Source organism: Nocardioides sp. Z30_9 (genome assembly GCF_058215735.1).
Map to the genome: position 1 here is coordinate 873402 of NZ_JBZAJF010000001.1, position 19173 is coordinate 892574.

The window sequence follows — 19173 nt, forward strand, 5'->3', positions numbered from 1 at the left end:
CCTAGTAGTCGCCGGTCATCACGTTCGCGAGCGGCTCCCCCGCAGCAAAGCGGTGGAGCTGCTCGCGAACGAGCTTGTGCGCCCGCGGCTCCATCGCCGTGCTGTTGCCCCCCACGTGTGGTGAGATCAGCACGTTGGGCGCCGACCACAGCGGGTGCTCCTCGGGCAGCGGCTCCGGGTCGACGACGTCGAGCGCCGCGTGGATCCGGCCCTTGCCGAGCTCGGCGACCAGCGCATCGGTGTCCACCACCGGTCCGCGCGCCATGTTCACCAGCAGGGCGCCGTCCTTGAGGTGGGCGAGCATCTCCGCGTCGAAGAGCCCCTTGGTCTCCTCGGTGCCGGGCACGATCAGCACCACCACGTCGGCGTGCGGCAGCAGCTCGGGCAGCTCGTCGATCGCGTGCACGCCGTCGCGGGCGCTGCGGGCGACCCGGGTGACCTCGGCCTCGAACGCCCTCACCCGCGCCTCGATCGCCTCGCCGATCTGGCCGTAGCCGACGATCAGCACCGACCTGTCGGCCAGCGAGGGCCGCAGGTCGGGCTTCCACTGACCGCTGTCCTGGGCGCGGACGAAGTCCGGGATGCCGCGCAGGCTGGCGAGGATCAGCGTCAGCGCCAGCTCCGCGGTGGAGGTGTCGTGGATGCCGCGGCCGTTGCACAGCTCGACCCCGTCAGGGACGTAGTCCCGGATGTGCTCCACGCCGGCCGACATCGTCTGCACCACCCTGAGCTTCGGCAGCCGCGCCAGCACCTCCCCGTCCGCGGGGCGGAACCGGTAGGGCAGCACGTAGAGCTCCACGTCGTCCACGGTGTTCGGCAGGTCGTCGGGATCGATCTCCTGGTAGCGCAGGCCCTCGGGGAGGTCGCCGAGCACCTCGGGGTCGAAGGGCAACCAGACCAGGGGTCCGTCTCCAGGTGCGTACGCCGACGTCTCCATCACTCGCCTCTCCCGTGCATTGGTGACCGGCCGCCGACCAGCCTGGCGTGCCAGGTGAGGGCCGAGGCGTCGGTGAGGCTGGCGATCTGGTCGATCACCACGCGGGTACGACCGGCGTCGTCCGCGGCCTCCTCGAAGTCCCCGCGCAGGGCCGCGTCGAGGCCCTCGCTCCCCCGCTTCCACAGCTCCTCGAACAGCTCCACCAGCAGGCTGCGCTGGCGCTCCATCAGGTCGATCCGGTCCTGGGCGCGCATCACGTAGTGCGCGGCGATGCCCTTGAGCACCGAGATCTCCTGCAGCGTCGTGTCGGGCACGACGAGGTTCGCCTGGTGACGCACCAGCGGCTGCTCGCCGTACTCCAGGCGGGTGGCGCGCTGCACGCTGCCGCAGAAGATCCCGATCAGGTCGCTGGTCAGGTTCTTCAGCGCGGCCAGGCCCCGCCTGGTGCCGTCGTAGGGCCGCTCGGGCCACGAGGTCACCGCACGCACCCGGCCCAGCGCCTCGTCGAGCAGCTCGTCGGTGGCGTCGGGGAGGTACCACTCCCGCACGGTCTGCCAGGTCGCAGCGCGCTCCTCGGAGTCGTCGAGCAGGGCCAGGTCGATGCGGCCACCCACGATGCCGTCCTCGAGGTCGTGCACCGAGTAGGCGACGTCGTCCGCGACGTCCATCACCTGCGCCTCCACACAGCGCCGGTCCCCCACCAGCCCGGCCCGCAGCCAGGCGAAGACCTCGCGGTCGTCGTCGTAGACCCCGAACTTCCCCTGGGCCCTCGCCGCGGAGGTCGAGCCGTCCCCGCCTTCGCCGGTCGAGCTGTCCCCGCCGGTCGAGCCGTCCCAGTCGGTCGAGCTTGTCGAGACCCGCGGCCAGGGGTACTTCGTGCAGGCGTCCAGCGTGGCCCGGGTCAGGTTGAGCCCCACCGAGCGGCCGTCGCGGTCGGTGGACTTGGCCTCCAGCCGGGTGAGGATGCGCAGCGTCTGGGCGTTGCCCTCGAAGCCGCCGCACTCGGCGCCGAGCTGGTCGAGGGCGACCTCGCCGTTGTGCCCGAACGGCGGGTGCCCCAGGTCGTGGGCGAGCGCCGCGGTCTCGGCGAGGTCCGGGTGGCAGCCGAGCGGGTGCGCCAGGTCGCGCGCGATCTGCGCGACCTCCAGGCTGTGGGTGAGCCGGTTGCGGACGAAGTCGTCGGACTGGGGACCGAGCACCTGGGTCTTGGCAGCCAGCCGGCGCAGCGACGCGGAGTGCACCACGCGGGCCCGGTCGCGCTCGAACGGGGTGCGCTCGGGCGCGTCCACCCGCTTGGCGGGCTCGTCGACCAGGCGCTCACGCGACGCCTCGTCGTACAGCTCGTCCCAGGTCACGCCCCGACGCTACCGCCCGCCTTCCCCGCCCCGACCACCCAGCACGCCGACCGGGCGGCCAAGCCGGCCAGGAGACCACCTCAGGAGCCGCTACGCGCCGTTGGTCGCCGGCGCCCGGGCACGGCCGCAGTCGGCTGCGGGGCGGAGGCGGCTGCGGGGCGGAGGCGGTCACCGGAGCAGGCTGCCTGAGCAGCAGGGCCTAGAAGCCGAGCTTGCGCAGCTGACGGGGGTCGCGCTGCCACTCCTTGGCGATCTTCACGTGCAGGTCGAGGTAGACCGGCGTACCGAGCATCGCCTCGATCTGCTTGCGGGCGGCGGTGCCGACCTCGCGCAGCCGCTTGCCCTTGTGCCCGATCACGATGCCCTTCTGGGAGTCGCGCTCCACGAACAGGCTGGCGTGCACGATCAGCAGGGGCTTGTCCGCGGGACGGCCCTCCTTGAGCGCCATCTCCTCCACGAGCACGGCGATCGAGTGCGGCAGCTCGTCGTGCACGCCCTCGAGGGCGGCCTCGCGGATCAGCTCGGCGACGATCACCTCCTCGGGCGAGTCGCTGAGCTCCCCGTCGGGGTAGAGCGGCGGGCCCTCCGGGAGCAGCCCGATCAGCAGCCGCTCCAGCAGCCCGACCTGGTCCCCTTCCACAGCCGAGACCGGGACGATCTCGGCCCACTCCGTGCCGGTCTCCTGACCGAGGGCGGCGATGTCCATCAGGTGCTGGGCGATCTGATCCGGGGTGGCGAGGTCGGTCTTGGTGGCGATCGCCACCTTGACCGTACGACGGACCTTGCTCAGCTCGTTGACGATGAACCGGTCGCCCGGCCCGATCTTCTCGTTCGCCGGGAAGCACACCCCCACGACGTCGACCTCGGACCAGGTGCTGGTGACCAGGTCGTTGAGCCGCTCGCCGAGCAGGGTGCGCGGCCGGTGCAGCCCCGGGGTGTCGACCAGGATCAACTGGGCGTCGGGGCGGTGCACGATCCCGCGCACCACCGTCCGCGTGGTCTGCGGCTTGGAGCTGGTGATCACCACCTTGCTGCCGACCAGCGCGTTGGTCAGCGTGGACTTGCCGGCGTTCGGCCGGCCCACGAAGCAGGCGAACCCCGAGCGGTGAGCCGGGGCCTTCGTCGAGCTGTCGGAGCTCATGTGTCTTCCCTTCCCGGGGGCCGCTGCTCGACCCCAGGTTCCGTGGCGGCGGCATCGTAGTCCGCCCAGATCTGTTCGTTGGTGCGGCCGAGCGCGCGCCCGCGGGCGACGATCGGGCCCGGGTCGACCTGCCGTGCCTGTCGGCCCCGGCTGCCGCTCCAGTAGCCCATCACGTCGTAGTGCCGGGTGTCCCAGCCGAGGTCGTGGCGCGCGTGCCGGCGGATGTCGCGCATCTGCGCGGACTCACCGGCCATCCAGAAGTAGCCGGGCCCCTCGGGCCACTGGATCCCCCGGACGATCTCCGCGAGCTTGCTGGTCCCGGAAGCGGCGTCGTGCCACTGCACCGGTGCGGCGACGTACCCGGGCATCTCCCCGTCCGGCACCTCCGCGTGGATCTGCACCGGGACCGTCTCCGGGTCGAGGCTCTCCGCGATCCGGGCCATCGCCGGCAGCGCGGTCAGGTCCCCGGCCAGCACCACCCAGCGAGCGTCGGCCGGCAGCTCGAAGGACCCCTTCGGGGCGGAGATCCCCACGGTCTGTCCCACGCAGTCGGTCTGGGCCCACTCCGTGACCAGGCCGTGCTCGTGCACCACCACGTCGAGGGTCAGTACGCCGCCCGCGACCGAGCGAACCGTGTAGTAGCGGGTCTGGAACTGGCCGGGCACGGTCAACGCCACCCACTCGTCGGGGACACCGGTGGAGGTGAACCCCTCGGGGGTCTCGAGCTCCAGGCGCACCAGGTGGGGTCCGAGCACGTCACGACGGCGCACGACAGCGTCGAGGGGGGTCCGGGAGGTCACCGACCAAGGCTATCCGCCGTGCGGGCCCCTCAGAACCAGCTGGAGAGCCGGACCCGACCACGCTTCGCGGGGACCAGGTGGGCCAGGTGCAGCCGCCGCTGCGCACACCCGCGGGTGGCGGCACGACAGCTGGTGTCCGAGGCGTAGCCGACGTTGCCCGCCTGCCAGGCGTGGAAGGCCAGCCTCAGCCGCCCGGCCGTGTCCAGGAACGGCGTGGCCCCGCCCGGCCCGGCGACGTAGCGGCCGGTGGCCAGCAGCAGCCCCTTGCGCTTGCAGGGGCCGGTGACGCGCTTGCAGACGGCGTACCCGGTGGCGTAGCGCGAGGTGGTCCAGTTGTTGCCCGAGTAGAACAGGTAGAGCTTCTTGCGGAACCGGATCATCGCCGCGTTCTCCACCACGCCTCCCTCCCACCTCAGCTTGGGCTTCAGCAGCGGGTAGTGGCGGGTGCCGAGCGCGAAGCCGGTGAGGTTGGAGTTCAGCTGCCGCACGAACGTGCCGCCGCCGTACCCGACCACCTTGAACAGCAGCCAGGTCGCCCCGCGGTCGACGAAGACCTGCGGGTCGATCACCCCGGGACCGCAGAGCAGCGCGGTGCGCGAGGAGTCCACGAACGGCCCCATCGGCGAGGCGCTGCGTGCCAGCGAGATGCACCGGCGCCCGTCGCTCGCGCGCGGCACGGAGTACGCCGCCAGGTAGCCGCCCCGGGTACGCGCCACCGAGGGCGCCCACGTGGCCATGAACGTGCGACCCCCCTGGGTCGTGCGCACCTGCGCCCACGGCGGCGGCGTCGGCAGGCCGTCGTTGCGTCCGGGCCTGGCCCGGTCGGGTGCCGCCCGGGTGGTCCAGGTGCGCAGGTTCGTCGAGGTCATCAGCGGCAGGCTCAGGCCCGCCACCGTGGTGGAGGCGGCGTAGTAGCGCGCACCCACCCGGATCACGGTCGGGTCCGGGAAGTCGCCACGGTAGGCCGCGCCGGGCGTGAACGGGTCGCTGCCGTTCGGCGCCGGAGCCTGGGTCTCGGCGCCGGCGACGACCTGCCCCGAGACGAGCAGGGCGGCCAGCACCCCACCCACCAGCAGGCGCCGGACGGCACGTTGGGCTCTGGTGGCCATCGGCGGGCTCCCGGGATCTAGGCGAACGTGTGCTCGCGACTATCTCCCGGGCCCGGCCGGTGCGCACCCGCAACGGGGAAACGTCTCGGCGCGGCTCACCAGGTTGGCCGCAGCGGGAACCCGCTCCGGCCGTCGTCGTGGGTGCGTCCGGCGAGCACCTGGTGCAGCTGGATCTCGTTGCGGTCGAAGCTCATCCGCGAGCCCGCCATGTAGAGCCCCCACACGCGCGCGGTGCCTTCCCCGACCTCGGCGACCGCCTCGTCCCAGTGCCGTTCCAGGTTGGCGCTCCAGCCGGCGAGCGTCAGTGCGTAGTGCTCGCGCAGGTTCTCCTCGTGGTGGACCTCCAGCCCGGCGTTCTGGGCCTCGGTGATGATCCGCCCGGAGCCGGTCAGCTCACCGTCGGGGAACACGTAGCGGTCGATGAACGCGCCGGTCTGCTTGGGCGCGTTGTCGGGCCGGGTGATGCAGTGGTTGAGCAGCCGGCCGGCCGGGACGAGCTTGTCGCGCAGGAAGCCGAAGTACGCCGGGTACTGGTCCACCCCGACGTGCTCGGTCAGCCCGATGGAGCTGACCGCGTCGAACCCGGTCTCCTGCACGTCGCGGTAGTCGAGGTGACGCACCTCGACGAGGTGGTCGAGGCCCTCCTCGATGTTCTTCGCCCGGGCCCACTCCGCCTGCTCGCGCGAGAGCGTCACGCCGAGCACGCTGACGCCGTACTCCCGGGCCGCGTGGCGTGCCATGGCGCCCCACCCGCAGCCGACGTCGAGCAGCCGCTGACCGGGCTTGAGGGCGAGCTTGCGGGCCACCAGGTCGTGCTTGGCGAACTGCGCCTCCTCGAGGGTCTTCGACTCGGTCTCGAAGAGCGCGCAGGTGTACGTCATCGAGGGGCCGAGCACCATCTCGTAGAACCGGTTCGAGACGTCGTAGTGGTGCTGGATGGCCTTGCCGTCGCGCTCCTGGGAGTGCCGGAACCCCTCGACCACGCGTCGCCACCGGGGCAGGTGCTCCTGCGGCGGGGGTGGCGGGGGCACGAGGTGGCTCAGCCCCACCGACCTCAGCAGGGTGAGCACGTCGCTGGGCGAGGGACGGCGGAAACGCATCGACCGCAGCAGCATCACCGCACCCGCGTAGGGGTCACCGGGGTGCACCCCGATCACGTCGAGGTCGCCGGAGACGTAGGCACGGGCCATCCCGAGGTCTCCGGGCGCCGTCACCATGTAGGCGAGTCCGCGCTCGTTCTTGAGGTTCAGCCCCACCGGGGCGTCCTCGGGGCCGTAGGTGCTGCCGTCGTAGGCGGTGAACCGGACCGGCGCCGGCCCGGCCAGGAGGGTCTCGAAGACCTGCGCCAGGGACAGCTTCGGGCTGTTCAGCGCGGAGGCCTGGTCCTTGATCTGCGTCACTGTCGTCGCACCGCCTTGTCGTAGAGACTGGTCAGCCTGTCGTCGGGGTCATAGCGTTTCTTCACTGCAGCGAGGTTGGCGCCGTCGTAGAGCCGGTCGAAGGTCCCGCGGTCGTAGAACGACTCCGAGTACAGCGACTTGTGCCCGTCGAGCTCGGCGACCTTGTCCTCGATCGCGCGGTTCAGCGGGCTGTTCGGGGCGTCCTCGCCCACCGGCACCGCGCCCCAGAATCCGACGTTGACGTAGGTCCGTCCCGGCTCCAGGGGGTACGACGGCCAGGTGGGCCCCGCCTGCCCGGCCACCGGGTCCGCCGGTGAGCGCAGCCGCAGCGGGCACAGCCACACCGGCCGCATCCCGACGCATCCGTCGAACCAGGCGAGGAACTCCCCGAGCCGCTCGACCGGGACCTCCACGTCCTGGATCACCCGCTCCCGCTGGGGGCGCCCCGCCCTGCGGTCGAGCCGGTCCATGATCGAGAACCGGCGGTCCAGGCCAACGAGGCGTTGGTAGGTGTCCGAGCGGCGCAGCCGGCGCGGCCAGACCCGGCGTACCCACGGGTTCTGGGCGCCGAAGGCGCGGGAGCACCAGAACCAGTCGGTGTCCCACCGCCACAGGTAGTCGTAGGTGGTGAGCAGGTCGATCTCGCGCTGCTGGATCGAGCGCCAGTAGATCTGCTGGCCCGCGTAGTCGGACCCGTCGCCGTCGGGGGCGTCGGTCCAGGTGCCGAGGGTGAGGTAGTACTCCCCCGGCTCGAAGGCGGTGCCGTCCATCGCGTCGATGCGCTCGCCGTGCCACTCGCCGGTCTCGGTGATCGTGGCGATCGCCCGTTGCAGGGACTCGGTGTCGCTGAACCGCACGTGGCGCAGCGCGACGTGCGACCTGACCGGCTCGAGCTCGATCCGCAGCCGGGTGGCGTAGCCGAGGGAGCCGTAGGAGTTGGGGAAGGTGACGAACAGCTCGGAGTGCTCGTCGGGGACCCCCCGAGCCGGACGCCGGGCGGTGACGACCTCGCCGGCGCCGGTGAAGATGTCCATCTCGAGCACGGACTCGTGCGGCAGGCCGTTGCGGAACGACGTGGACTCGATGCCGAGCCCGGTGACTGCGCCGCCCAGCGTGATCGTGCGCAGCTGGGGCACCACGAGCGGGATCAGGCCGTGCGGCAGGGTGGCGTCGACGAGGTCCTTGTAGGTGCACATCCCCTGCACGTCGGCCGTGCGGCCCGCGACGTCGATGCCGATCACCCCGTCGAGCCCGGACACGTCGAGACCGGAGCCGGCAGCGGCCTCACGGGGGCGGAACAGGTTGGAGGTGCGCTTCGCCAGCCGGACCGGGGAGTCGGGCGCCAGCGCGTCGTAGGAGCTCGTCAGCCGGCGTACGGCGTCATGGTGCTGCGTCAGCGAGTCCACATCGGCACCCTCCGGCTTTTGGTTGCCAGATGCAACCCGAATCGCGTCGTTGCTTAAGGATCCTCTCAGGATCCCCAAAATCAGGACCAGCGAGTTTCCTCGACCCGGCCCGCAGGGGTCCCCCGGTGGACCGGGGTCCCAGGGCCGGCGAAGTCGCGGACGACGTCGAGATCCGCCTCGCTGATCCCGGTCTCGGTGAGCACCACGACCGCTTCCGCGCCCCTGGCGCCGCTGGCCACGGCCATCGACACCGCGACGCCAACGGCGGAGACCTGCAGGGAGGGGAGGTCGACGGTGGCGGCGGCGTAGGTGCGACCGTCGAGGTCACGCAGTGCGGCGCCCTCGGCAGCACCCACGCGGGCCCGGGTCGCCCGGGCCAGCACGACCAGCTTGTTGTCCTCGGGAGGCAGCGAGATCACGTCGCTGAGTCTATGGCCCTCGCCGGAGCGGTGGCCGCGGGCCTCAGCGCTGTGCGCGGGCGTGGGAGCCGCGCTCGGACTCGTGGTCGGCCGGGCCGGTGAGGGCCGTGGATTTCGCCAGCGGCGTGATCAGCACCGTCCCGACCCGGTTGCGCCGGCCCTTGGCCTCCTCGGCGGTGAACCGGAGCCCGGCCACCTCGACGGTGGAGCCGGGGATCGGGACCTTGCCGAGGTGCTTGCCCATCAGGCCGCCCACGGAGTCGACCTCGTCGTCGTCGATCGAGATGCCGAGGATCTCGTCGAGGTCGTCCACGGGGAACCGCGCCGGGACCCGGCGCGAGCCGTCCTCGAGCTCCTCGACGGACTCCGCCTCGGCGTCGAACTCGTCGGTGATCTCGCCGACGATCTCCTCGAGGATGTCCTCGATGGTCACGATGCCCGCCGTGCCGCCGTACTCGTCGACGACCACGGCGATGTGGCGCCGTTGGGCCTGCATCTCGCGCAGCAGGTCGTCGACCGGCTTGGAGTCGGGGACGTGGAAGACCGGGCGCATCATCGACTCGACGTGCTCGGTCGTCTGGGCGGCCTGCCGGTCGAAGACGCGCTTGCTCACGTCCTTGAGGTAGACGAACCCGAGGATGTCGTCGAGGTCCTCCCCCACGACAGGGACGCGGGAGAAGCCGCTGCGCAGGAACAGCGACATCGCCTGGCGCAGGGTCTTGCCGCTCTCGATGTAGACCACGTCGGTGCGGGGCACCATCACCTCGCGCACGAAGGTGTCGCCGAGCTCGAAGACCGAGTGGATCATCTTGCTCTCGCCCGACTCGATCAGGCTGGACGCCTCGGCCAGGTCGACCATCTCGCGCAGCTCGACCTCCGAGGAGAACGGCCCCTCGGAGAATCCCTTGCCCGGGGTCAGCGCGTTGCCCAGCAGGATCAGCAGCCGGGGCAGCGGGCCCAGGACCCGGCCCACCGCGACCACCAGGCCGGCCGAGGCCAGGGCGATGGCCTCGCTGCGCTGCCGCCCGACCGTGCGCGGTCCCACGCCGATCAGCACGAACAGGACCAGGAACATCACCCCGATCGCGACGAGCACCGAGGTCCACCGGCCGGGGCCGAGCAGGTCGAGCACCACCGCGGTGGCGAGCACGACCGCCGAGGTCTCGGTCAGCAGCCGGACCACGAGGACCGCGTTGAGGTAGCGCGGCGCGTCCTCGAGCATCCGCAGCAGCTGGCGGGCGCCGGGGCGCTGCTCCTGCTCGAGCTCGAGGGCGCGGGCCCGGGAGAACCCCGACAACGCGGCCTCGACACTGGTGATGACTCCGGCCAGCAGGACGAGGCCCACGACCACCACGATCAGGCCCGGACTGTCTCCACTCATCTCTGGGCCTCAGCCCTGGTCGGGGTCGGAGCCGGGGTCGGGCACATCAGGTACGTCGGACGCCGCGGCCCCCTCGGCTTCCCGGGCCAGCCACTCCTGGAGGAGCTGGGCCTGGAGGCCGAACATCTCCCGGTGCTCCTCGGGCTCCGCGTGGTCGTAGCCGAGCAGGTGCAGGATCCCGTGCACGGTGAGCAGGTCGAGCTCCTCGACCGTGGAGTGTCCAGCGGTCCGGGCCTGCTCGGCCGCGATGCTGGGGCACAGCACCAGGTCACCGAGCACGCCCTCCTCGGGCTCCTCGTTGACCATCCCGGGACGCAGCTCGTCCATCGGGAACGCGAGCACGTCGGTGGGGCCTTCCTTCTCCATCCACTTCTCGTTGAGCTGGGAGATCGTGTCCCGGTCGACCGCGGTGACGCACAGCTCGGCGAGCGGGTGCACGCGCATCCGGTCCATCACGAACCGGGCCAGCCGCTGGGTCCGGAGCTCGTCGATCTCGACGCCGGACTCGTTGAGGACCTCGATGGTCATCGTCCGCTCACCGGCGTTCGTGGTCGCGGCGGCCGTCAGGACGGCGCTCGTCGTGGGCCTCGTACGCCGCGACGATCTGCCCGACCAGGCGGTGCCTGACGACGTCGTGGGCCGTGAGGCGGTTGAACGAGACGTCCTCGATGCCGCCGAGGATGTCCTCGACGACTCGCAGCCCGCTCCGGATGCCCGAGGGGAGGTCGACCTGGGTGACGTCACCGGTGACCACGATCTTGGACCCGAACCCGAGCCGGGTCAGGAACATCTTCATCTGCTCCGGCGAGGTGTTCTGCGCCTCGTCGAGGATGATGAACGCGTCGTTGAGCGTGCGTCCGCGCATGTAGGCCAGCGGCGCGACCTCGATCGTCCCGGCCGCGAGGAGCTTGGGGACGGTCTCCGGGTCGAGCATGTCGTGCAGCGCGTCGTACAGCGGGCGCAGGTAGGGGTCGATCTTCTCGCTCAGCGTGCCGGGCAGGAACCCGAGGCGCTCCCCTGCCTCCACGGCCGGGCGGGTCAGGATGATCCGGTTGACCTTCTTGGCCTGGAGCGCCTGCACGGCCTTGGCCATCGCGAGGTAGGTCTTGCCGGTGCCCGCGGGGCCGATCCCGAACACGATCGTGTTCTTGTCGATCGCGTCGACGTAGCGCTTCTGGTTCAGCGTCTTGGGGCGGATCGTCCGGCCGCGGTTGGACAAGATGTTGAGGGAGAGCACGTCGGCGGGACGCTCGGAGGTCTCGGCGCGCAGCATCGTGATCACCCGCTCGACCGTCTCGGTGGTCATTCCCTGCCCGGTGCGGATGATCGTGACGAGCTCGTCGAGCATCCGCTCGGCGAGCGCGATCTCCGAGGGCGCGCCGCGCAGCGTGATCTCGTTGCCGCGCACGTGGAGGTCGGCTTCGAAGGCCTTCTCCATCGAGGCGAGGTGCTCGTCGGCGGGGCCCAGGAGCGAGACCATGTTGATGCTGGTGGGCACCACCACGAGGTGCTGGGTCTCGTCGGGGCCTCCGGGACCGGAGGCGGGTTGCGTGCCGGTGCCGACTGTGTCGGCCTTGCTGGTCTCAGACATGGATGCCCGGTGGGGGGCGGCCCTTCGTTCGGAAGTACTGACGGGTCAATGCTACGCAGCCCGCGCACGGGGCGCACCCGGGTTGTGGATCGTGGGCAACACCCAGCCCGGATCGGCCCGGATCAGGCCCGCTCAGCCGGGGGGCCAGCCCATGGTGCGGCCGCCGATGAGGTGCATGTGCACGTGGAACACGGTCTGGTTCGCCGCGGGCCCGGTGTTGAACACCAGCCGGTACCCGTCCCCGAGCCCCTCGCTCTGCGCGATCGCCCCGGCTGCGGCCAACAGGTCCGCCGCGGTCGTGGGCTCCCCCGCCGCGAGCGCCGCGGCGTTCGGGTAGTGGCTGCGCGGGATCACCAGCACGTGGGTCGGCGCCTGAGGGCTCAGGTCCCGGAACGCCACGGTAGTGGGCGTCTCGTGCACCACGTCCGCCTCGATCTCGCCGGCCACGATCTTGCAGAACAGGCAGTCCTCGGCCGGGTTGTCCTCGGTCACACCATCTGTGCTCATCGCCCCAGCATGCCCGATCGGGCGCCCGGGATCGATCTCGCCCGATTTGCCGGGTCGGCGGGTAAACCGATCCATCCACCCCCGCGTCCCACTAGCGTGACCATCGTCTTGCCGGCGCAGCAGCCCGGCCCAACCCAGGGGGTGCCCATCCACGCAGATCCGTGGGCCGACGCGGCCCTGGAGCGGCTCTACGACGAGCACTACGTCCGACTCGTGCGGCTCGCCGTGCTGCTGCTCCGCGACGCGGGCCGCGCCGAGGAGGTGGTGCAGGACACGTTCGTGGCGATGTACCAGCGGTCGCAACGATCCGGCTCCGCCGCGATGCCCGACGACGCGCCGGCGTACCTGCGTCAGGCGGTGGTCAACCGGTCGCGCTCGGTGCTGCGCCACCTCGCGGTGGTCTCGCGGCACCCCGCCGAGTCGCTCTCGCCCGACCGCGATCATCCCGGGGCGGACCACGACGCGCTGCACGCCGTACGCCGCCAGGCGGTGCTGGAGGCGATGGCGCGGCTGCCGCGCCGGCAGCGTGAGGTGCTCGCGCTGCGCTACTACCTCGACCTCTCCGAGCGGGAGATCGCCGAGACCCTGGGCATCAGCGCCGGGGCCGTGAAGAGCCACGCATCGCGTGGGGCAGCCGCCCTGCGTCTCCACCTCTCAGCCTTCCTCGAGGAGACCTCATGACCACTCCGAACAACGACGAGCCGGAAATGCGCGCGCTGCTCGGCGACGCCGTCTCCGACGTGCACCCCACCGGCACCAGCGACGACATCCGTGCCCGCGTGAAGCGGCCCTCGGCGGCCCGCGGCTGGCTGCCGGTCACGGTGGCGGCCGCCGTGGCGACCGTGCTGGTGATCGGCGGGACCTCCTGGCTGGCACAGCGCGACCCCTCGGCCCCGGCAGCGTCGCCGGGCACTGCCGAGGCGGATCCTGCGCCGACCGACGTCGAGGTGCCCGCCTACTACCTCGGCGCGACGGCGGCGGGCCCGCGACTGTTCAAGGAGACGCACGCACTCCCCGACGGTGCCGACTCGGAGCTGCAGGCCGCGGTGGAGCAGACGATCTCGGGGCGTCCCCTGGATCCCGACTACACCGCGTGGCGGTTTCCGGTGACGCCCACGGCCAGCCTCGGCAGCGACCGGATCACCATCGACCTCGCATTCCCGGCAGCCGCCACCGTCGCGATGCCGGCCGACCCCGAGCGGCTCGTCGAGGCGCTCGTCCGCACCGCCCAGGACGCGACCGGCACCAAGCTGCCCGTGCTGATCACGGTGGACGGGAGCCCCGGGGACCTCTTCGGGGTCGACACCCTCGAGCCCCTGCAGCCCACCGGTGCCGACACCATGCTGGCCCCGGTCTCGATCGCCACGCCGACGCAGGGCGCCACGGTGGGCACCGAGTTCGAGGTCACCGGCCAGGCATCGGCCTTCGAGGCCAACGTGGTCTGGGAGCTCAGGCAGGGCGACCGGGTCGTCCGCACCGGCTTCGCCACCGCGAAGGAGTGCTGCACGCTCTCACCGTACGAGTTCACGGTGACCGCCGAGCCCGGCGACTACACACTGGTGGTGCGCGACACCGACGAGTCCGACGGTGAGGGGGTCGGCGTCAGCCAGGACACCAAGGAGATCACCGTCGAGTAAGGGGTCTCAGGACCAGCGGGAGGTCCGGGAGAGCAGCGCGGCCACGGCGGCGAGCCCGGCGGTGGAGGTCCGCAGCACCGACTCCCCCAGGCGTACGACGTGAGCCGCGCCGAGGACCTCGAGCTCCTCGTCGCTGATCCCGCCCTCGGGGCCGACCACCACCACGATGGACTCCACGCCCTCCAGGGAGAGCGCCGAGAGCGGGGCCGACGCCGCCTCGTGGAGCACCACTGCCAGGCCGGCGGCGTCCACGAGGGCGGCGACCTCGGCCGTCGTGGCCATCTCGGTGACCTCGGGCAGCCAGGACCGCCGCGACTGCTTGCCGGACTCGCGGGCGGCCGAACGCCACTTGGCCAGCGACTTCTGGGCCCGCTCGCCGCGCCACACGCCGACCGATCGGGCCGCGGCCCACGGAACGATCCGGTCGACGCCCACCTCGGTGAGCACCTCGACGGCGAGCTCGGCCCGCTCGCCCTTGGGGATCGCCTGCACCACGGTCACGTGGGGCACCGGCGCCGGCGCCAGGGACACCGAGGTGACCGTGGCCGTCATCGACGACTTCGAGGTCGCCTCCACCACGCACGTGGCGGCGGTGCCGCGGCCGTCGGTGAGCACGACCTGCTCCCCCACCCGGATCCGGCGCACCACGACGGCATGCCGGGCCTCGTCGCCCTCGAGGACCACGGAGTCCCCCGAGGCCGTCCCCGTGACGGGTCCGAGGAAGACCGGCAGCGTCACCGGGCGACCCGGACGGGGCTCACTTGAAGGCGTTCTTCAGGCGCCCGAACACCGACTTGTGCGGCGAGTGGAGCTGCCCGTCGGGCGTCTCCTCGTGCCGGAGCCGGGCCAGCTCGCGCAGCAGCTCCTCCTGCTGTTCGTCGAGACGACCGGGGGTCTCCACGTCGACCGTGACCACCACGTCACCGCGGACCTGGGAGCGCAGGTGCGGGACGCCGCGCCCGCGCAGCACCGTCTCGGTGCCGGACTGGGTCCCGGGCCGGACCTCGAGGTCCACCCACAGCTCCATGTCGGAGTCGCCCTCGGCCACGTCGGCCTCGAGCAGGGGCAGCTGGATCGTCGTACCGAGTGCCGCGGCGGTCATCGGCACCGTCACGCGGCAGCGCAGGTCGGTGCCGTCGCGGGTGAACACCGGGTGCGGCACCACCTGGATCTCGACGTAGAGGTCGCCGGCGGGACCACCGCCGGGGCCGACCTCGCCCTGCTGGGCGAGCTGGACACGGGTGCCGGTGTCGACGCCCGGGGGGATCTTCACGGTGATCGAGCGGCGCGAGCGGACCCGGCCGTCCCCGGAGCACTCGCGGCACGGCTCGGGGATGATCTCGCCGAAGCCCCGGCAGGCGGCACAGGGTCGCACGGTGCGGATCTCGCCGAGGAAGGAGCGCTGCACCTGCTGGACCTCGCCGCGGCCGTGGCAGGTCTCACAGGTCACCGGCTTGGAGCCGGGCGCAGCTCCGCTGCCCTCGCACACCGTGCACAGCACGGCCGTGTCCACCTTGAGGTCGCGGGTGACGCCGAACGCCGCCTCGGCGAGCTCGATCTCGATCCGGACCAGGGCGTCCTGCCCGCGGCGCATCCGCGGACGCGGGCCACGGCCCTGTCCTCCGGCCGCGCCACCGGCCTGGCCGCCGAAGAAGGCGTCCATGATGTCGGTGAAGGAGAACCCGGCACCCTGGCCGGGACCGCCGCCGCCGCGACCGAAGGGGTCACCACCGAGGTCGTACATCCGGCGCTTCTCGGGGTCGGCGAGCACCTCGTAGGCGGCCGACACCTCCTTGAACCGCTCCTGGGTCTCCGGGTCGGGGTTGACGTCGGGGTGGAGCTGACGGGCAAGACGCCGGTAGGCCTTCTTGATCTCGTCGGCCTCGGCGTCCCGGGAGACGCCGAGGATCTCGTAGGGGTCCTGGCTCACGTGTCATCTTTCGGCTGGGCGGAATCTCTGGGCGGAATCTCTGGGCGGAATCTTGGGTCACTTGCGGGTGGTGCTGGTCTGCGGCAGGCGCTGGTCAGGCCTGGTCGAGGAGGGTGGAGACGTAGCGGGCAACCGCGCGTACGGCGGCCATCGAGCCCGGGTAGTCCATCCGGGTCGGCCCCACGATGCCGAGCGAGCCCACGGGCTCCTCCCCTGGACCGTAGCCCGTGGCGACCACAGAAGTCCCCGAGAGCTCCTGGAAGGGCCCCTCGTGCCCGATCCGCACGGTCAGGGAGTCCGAGGAGGTCGCCTCGCCGAGCAGCTTGAGCAGCACGACGTGCTCCTCGAGCGCCTCGAGCATCGGCTTGATCGACTGGTCGAAGCTCTCCCCGAAGCGGGCGAGGTTCGCGGTCCCACCGACCACCACCCGCTCGGTCTGCCGCTCGCTGGACATCGCCTCGACCAGGGCGGTGGTGATCACCGCCACGTGCGTGCGGTCGAGGTGGTCGGTCTGGTCGGTGAGCGCGCCGAGGGCGTTGGAGGCATCGGCGATCGACTTGCCCACGCACGCGAGCAGCACCCGGGAGCGGAGGTCTGCGAGGGCGTCGGTCTCGAGCTCGACGGGCAGCTCCACGACCCGCTGCTCGACCCGGCCGGTGGACAGGATCAGCACGGCCAGCAGCCGGGACGGGGTCAGCGCGACGAGCTCGACGTGCCGCACGGTGGACCGGGCCAGCGAGGGGTACTGCACGATCGCGATCTGCCGGGTCAGCTGGGCGAGCACCCGCACGGAGCGCTGGATCACGTCGTCGAGGTCGTAGGCGCCCTCGAGGAACGTCGAGATCGCGCGGCGCTCGGCCGCCGACATCGGCTTGATCTGGGTCAGCCGGTCCACGAAGAACCGGTAGCCCTTGTCGGTGGGGATCCGGCCCGCGCTGGTGTGCGGCTGGGCGATCAGCCCCTCCTCCTCGAGGGTGGCCATGTCGTTGCGCACGGTGGCCGGTGAGACGCCGAGCTGGTGCCGCTCCACGAGTGCCTTGCTGCCGACCGGCTCCCGGGTCGAGACGTAGTCCTCGACGATCGCCCGGAGCACGGCAAGCCTGCGGTCGTCCTGCATGTCGCTCCTCCAGTGTCCTGTCCGGCGCTGTCCCTGACCCGTGTCGACCGGTCTAGCACTCGTCGCGCCGGAGTGCCAATCCTACTAGGCAAACGTAGGGTCTCGTTCGTGTCGGACTTCACGGAGATTGGCCAGCGGATCTGGGTGGCGCGCTACGAGTGGTACGACGTGAACGTCACCGTCGTCGAGGGCGAGGCGGGCCTCCTCGTCGTGGACACGCACGCCTCGAGCAGGGCCGCGGGCGAGGTGATCGCCGACCTGCGGCGACTCTCCTCGCGTCCGGTGGTCGGGATCGTGAACACCCACGACCACTTCGACCACACCTTCGGCAACAGCGCCTTCCGAGAGGCCTGGGGCGCGGTGCCGATCACCGCCCACGAGTCGACCGCCCAGACCACCGTGGCCACCGGCGAGCGGGCCAAGGAGCAGCTTCGCGAGGCCGGCGACGACCGCGCCGCCGAGGTGCTCGAGACGCCGATCGTCCCGGCCGACACGACGTTCTCCTCGGTCGCCGCGATCGACCTCGGCGACCGCTCGGTCGAGCTGGTGCACCCCGGACGCGGGCACACCGCCGGGGACCTCGTCGTACGCATCGACGACGGGGACGTGCTGCTGGCCGGCGACCTCGTCGAGGAGTCCGACATGCCGTCGTACGGCGAGGACTGCTTCCCGCTGGAGTGGCCGCTCTCCCTCGACCTCGTGCTGCAGCTGATCGGGCCGGCCACCGTGGTCGTGCCCGGGCACGGCGCACCGGTCGACAAGGAGTTCGTGGAGGAGCAGCGCTCGGCGATCGGCGTGGTCGCCGAGACCATCCGCGACCTCGCCGGGCGCGGCGTACCGCTGCGCGACGCACTGGAGGCAGCGGCCTGGCCCTACCCGAGCGAGCGGCTGGGCGAAGCCGTACGACGTGCCTTCGAGCAGCTGCCCCGCGACGCGAAGCGGCTGCCGCTGATCTGAGTGGCCGCCGGCGGCGTCAGGGCACCTTCGGGGGCACGAACTCGAAGGTCATCCCGAGGAGCCACAGCAGCAGGAGCACCACCGGCAGGTGGAAGAGGAACTGCACGAACGTGAACCCGATCAGGTCGCGGGCGCGCAGCCCCAGGACCGCCAGCAGCGGCAGCATGAAGAACGGGTTGACCAGGTTGGGCAGGGCCTCGGCCGCGTTGTAGATCTGCACGGTCCAGCCGAGGTTCATCCCCACGTCGGTGGCCGACTGCATCACGTACGGCGCCTCGACCAGCCACTTGCCCCCACCGGAGGGCACCAGGATCCCCAGGATCGCGGTGTAGATGGCGATCACGATCGCGAACCCGCCACCGCCGCCGAGGTCGGTGAACAGGTCGGCGAGGTGCTCGGAGACCGAGAGCCCGCCACGTCCCGCGGCGCCGGTGAGGACCGCGGCCATCGCGGCGTAGAGGGGGTACTGCACCAGGACGCCCGCCGTGGTGGGCACCGCCTTCGCGGTCGCGTCCAGGAAGCCCCGCGGGGTGCCGTGCAGCACCAGCCCGAGCACGACGAAGACGAGCAGGTAGGTGTCCAGGCTGCTGATCACGCTCAGGAACGGGTTGTCCAGGAGCTGGTAGACCAGCCACAGCAGCGCCAGGGCCCCGATGAACAGCGGCAGGATCATCGACCGCTCCAGCCACTCCCCCGGGCGGGTGCTCGGCGGGGGCGGGTCGACGGTGTCGTCGAGGTCGACGCCGAGGTCGTCGGCGGTCTTGATCGCCCCGCCCTGCGGCGCGGAGAGCCACGCGATCACCACGGTGAGCACGATCAGGATGCCGGCCATGGTCAGCGACTGCCAGGTGAGGATCGTGTCGCCGAAGTCGAGCACGCCGGTGATCTTGAGCAGGTCGGGAGGCAGCGATGACGCGGTGGCCTGGAGCTGCGCCGCGGAGGAGGAGAGCCCCAGCGCCCAGACCGCGCCGAGTCCCATGTACGCCGCCGCGCCTATCGCCCGGTAGTCCACCGTGAGGTCGTCTCGCCGCGCGATGGCCCGGGCGAGGAGCCCACAGAAGACGAGGCTCAGCCCCCAGTTGAGCATGGAGACCGTGCACGAGATCAGCGAGACGAAGGCGACCGCTCCCCGCGGCGTGGACGGCACCCGCGCGATCCGCACGATCGCCTTCGCCGCCGGCGGGGAGGTCGCGACGATGTAGCCGCTCAGCACGACCATCGCCATCTGCAGGGTGAACTCGGCCAGGCCCCAGAAGCCGCCGCCGAAGGACTCCGCCACCACCTTGGGGCTGGAGCCGTTGACGAGCGCGGCGAGGGTCACCACCACGACGCCGCCGAGGGCGAAGACGTAGGCGTCGGGGAACCACTTCTCGGTCCACCCGGCGAGTCGCTGTGCGAACCGCGCCAGTCCGCGTTCCTGGACCTCTGCGGTCGATGAGGTGGTCGCCATGGCGTCCCTTCCCGAAAGGATGGGATCAACCTAGGC

19 protein-coding genes are annotated in these 19173 nt (G+C 71.6%); 3 read left to right on the forward strand and 16 right to left on the reverse strand.

Annotated features, from left to right (window positions below):
• Position 1: 1 nt before the first annotated feature.
• From AC4BGB_RS04325 to AC4BGB_RS04380, 12 genes are all read right to left on the reverse strand, one after another.
• Entirely contained in the window at positions 2-937 is a 936-nt protein-coding gene (locus AC4BGB_RS04325; protein ID WP_490545042.1) for a 2-hydroxyacid dehydrogenase, read from the reverse strand.
• Positions 937-2292, reverse strand: a complete 1356-nt coding sequence (locus AC4BGB_RS04330) for a deoxyguanosinetriphosphate triphosphohydrolase (RefSeq protein ID WP_490545044.1) — start codon at positions 2290-2292, stop codon at positions 937-939. Before AC4BGB_RS04330 ends, AC4BGB_RS04325 begins: the two co-directional genes overlap by 1 nt.
• A 199-nt stretch (positions 2293-2491) precedes the next feature.
• Positions 2492-3433, reverse strand: a complete 942-nt coding sequence (era, locus tag AC4BGB_RS04335; protein ID WP_490545046.1) for a GTPase Era — start codon at positions 3431-3433, stop codon at positions 2492-2494.
• Positions 3430-4233: a siderophore-interacting protein gene (locus tag AC4BGB_RS04340; protein ID WP_490545047.1), complete on the reverse strand. Its 804-nt coding sequence runs from the start codon at positions 4231-4233 to the stop codon at positions 3430-3432. The genes era and AC4BGB_RS04340 overlap by 4 nt, the downstream gene beginning before the upstream one ends.
• Positions 4234-4262: 29 nt before the next feature.
• Positions 4263-5342 (reverse strand): glycoside hydrolase family 43 protein, encoded by a 1080-nt coding sequence (locus AC4BGB_RS04345; RefSeq protein ID WP_490545049.1) that lies wholly within the window; start codon positions 5340-5342, stop codon positions 4263-4265.
• 95 nt (positions 5343-5437) lie between these two features.
• The gene (locus AC4BGB_RS04350) at positions 5438-6742 is read right to left on the reverse strand and encodes a class I SAM-dependent methyltransferase (RefSeq protein ID WP_490545051.1); all 1305 of its coding nucleotides are present in this window, start codon (positions 6740-6742) and stop codon (positions 5438-5440) included.
• On the reverse strand, positions 6739-8148 hold the full coding sequence (locus tag AC4BGB_RS04355; protein ID WP_490545053.1) for an FAD-binding oxidoreductase: 1410 nt from the start codon (positions 8146-8148) through the stop codon (positions 6739-6741). Before AC4BGB_RS04355 ends, AC4BGB_RS04350 begins: the two co-directional genes overlap by 4 nt.
• Before the next feature lie 80 nt (positions 8149-8228).
• A complete protein-coding gene (locus tag AC4BGB_RS04360; RefSeq protein WP_490545055.1) occupies positions 8229-8567 on the reverse strand; it encodes a cytidine deaminase in 339 nt (112 codons plus the stop codon).
• 43 nt (positions 8568-8610) lie between these two features.
• Positions 8611-9948 carry a hemolysin family protein gene (locus AC4BGB_RS04365; RefSeq protein WP_490545057.1) on the reverse strand — a complete coding sequence of 446 codons (1338 nt, stop codon included), beginning with the start codon at positions 9946-9948 and terminating at the stop codon, positions 8611-8613.
• A gap of 9 nt (positions 9949-9957) precedes the next feature.
• The gene (ybeY, locus tag AC4BGB_RS04370; protein WP_490545059.1) at positions 9958-10476 is read right to left on the reverse strand and encodes an rRNA maturation RNase YbeY; all 519 of its coding nucleotides are present in this window, start codon (positions 10474-10476) and stop codon (positions 9958-9960) included.
• Positions 10477-10483: 7 nt separating this feature from the next.
• On the reverse strand, positions 10484-11539 hold the full coding sequence (locus AC4BGB_RS04375) for a PhoH family protein (protein ID WP_490545061.1): 1056 nt from the start codon (positions 11537-11539) through the stop codon (positions 10484-10486).
• Between the two features lie 132 nt (positions 11540-11671).
• Positions 11672-12046, reverse strand: a complete 375-nt coding sequence (locus AC4BGB_RS04380) for an HIT domain-containing protein (RefSeq protein ID WP_490545063.1) — start codon at positions 12044-12046, stop codon at positions 11672-11674.
• 141 nt (positions 12047-12187) lie between these two features.
• Here AC4BGB_RS04380 and AC4BGB_RS04385 point away from each other — a divergent pair, with 141 nt between their 5' ends.
• Together AC4BGB_RS04385 and AC4BGB_RS04390 are read left to right on the forward strand one after the other, a co-directional pair.
• The gene (locus tag AC4BGB_RS04385) at positions 12188-12727 is read left to right on the forward strand and encodes a sigma-70 family RNA polymerase sigma factor (RefSeq protein WP_490545065.1); all 540 of its coding nucleotides are present in this window, start codon (positions 12188-12190) and stop codon (positions 12725-12727) included.
• A complete protein-coding gene (locus tag AC4BGB_RS04390; RefSeq protein ID WP_490545067.1) occupies positions 12724-13683 on the forward strand; it encodes a Gmad2 immunoglobulin-like domain-containing protein in 960 nt (319 codons plus the stop codon). Before AC4BGB_RS04385 ends, AC4BGB_RS04390 begins: the two co-directional genes overlap by 4 nt.
• Positions 13684-13689: 6 nt before the next feature.
• On the opposite strand, the gene AC4BGB_RS04395 is transcribed toward AC4BGB_RS04390, so the two are convergent.
• From AC4BGB_RS04395 to hrcA, 3 genes are all read right to left on the reverse strand, one after another.
• Positions 13690-14421, reverse strand: a complete 732-nt coding sequence (locus AC4BGB_RS04395) for a 16S rRNA (uracil(1498)-N(3))-methyltransferase (protein WP_490545070.1) — start codon at positions 14419-14421, stop codon at positions 13690-13692.
• A gap of 19 nt (positions 14422-14440) precedes the next feature.
• The gene (gene dnaJ / locus AC4BGB_RS04400) at positions 14441-15613 is read right to left on the reverse strand and encodes a molecular chaperone DnaJ (RefSeq protein ID WP_490545072.1); all 1173 of its coding nucleotides are present in this window, start codon (positions 15611-15613) and stop codon (positions 14441-14443) included.
• Between the two features lie 94 nt (positions 15614-15707).
• The gene (hrcA, locus tag AC4BGB_RS04405; RefSeq protein WP_490545074.1) at positions 15708-16730 is read right to left on the reverse strand and encodes a heat-inducible transcriptional repressor HrcA; all 1023 of its coding nucleotides are present in this window, start codon (positions 16728-16730) and stop codon (positions 15708-15710) included.
• 108 nt (positions 16731-16838) lie between these two features.
• Between hrcA and AC4BGB_RS04410 the strand changes: the two genes are divergently transcribed.
• On the forward strand, positions 16839-17687 hold the full coding sequence (locus AC4BGB_RS04410; RefSeq protein WP_490545076.1) for an MBL fold metallo-hydrolase: 849 nt from the start codon (positions 16839-16841) through the stop codon (positions 17685-17687).
• A gap of 16 nt (positions 17688-17703) precedes the next feature.
• Here the strand turns inward: AC4BGB_RS04410 and AC4BGB_RS04415 are convergent, their stop codons facing one another.
• Positions 17704-19137 (reverse strand): short-chain fatty acid transporter, encoded by a 1434-nt coding sequence (locus tag AC4BGB_RS04415; RefSeq protein WP_490545077.1) that lies wholly within the window; start codon positions 19135-19137, stop codon positions 17704-17706.
• Between the last annotated feature and the right edge of the window lie 36 nt (positions 19138-19173).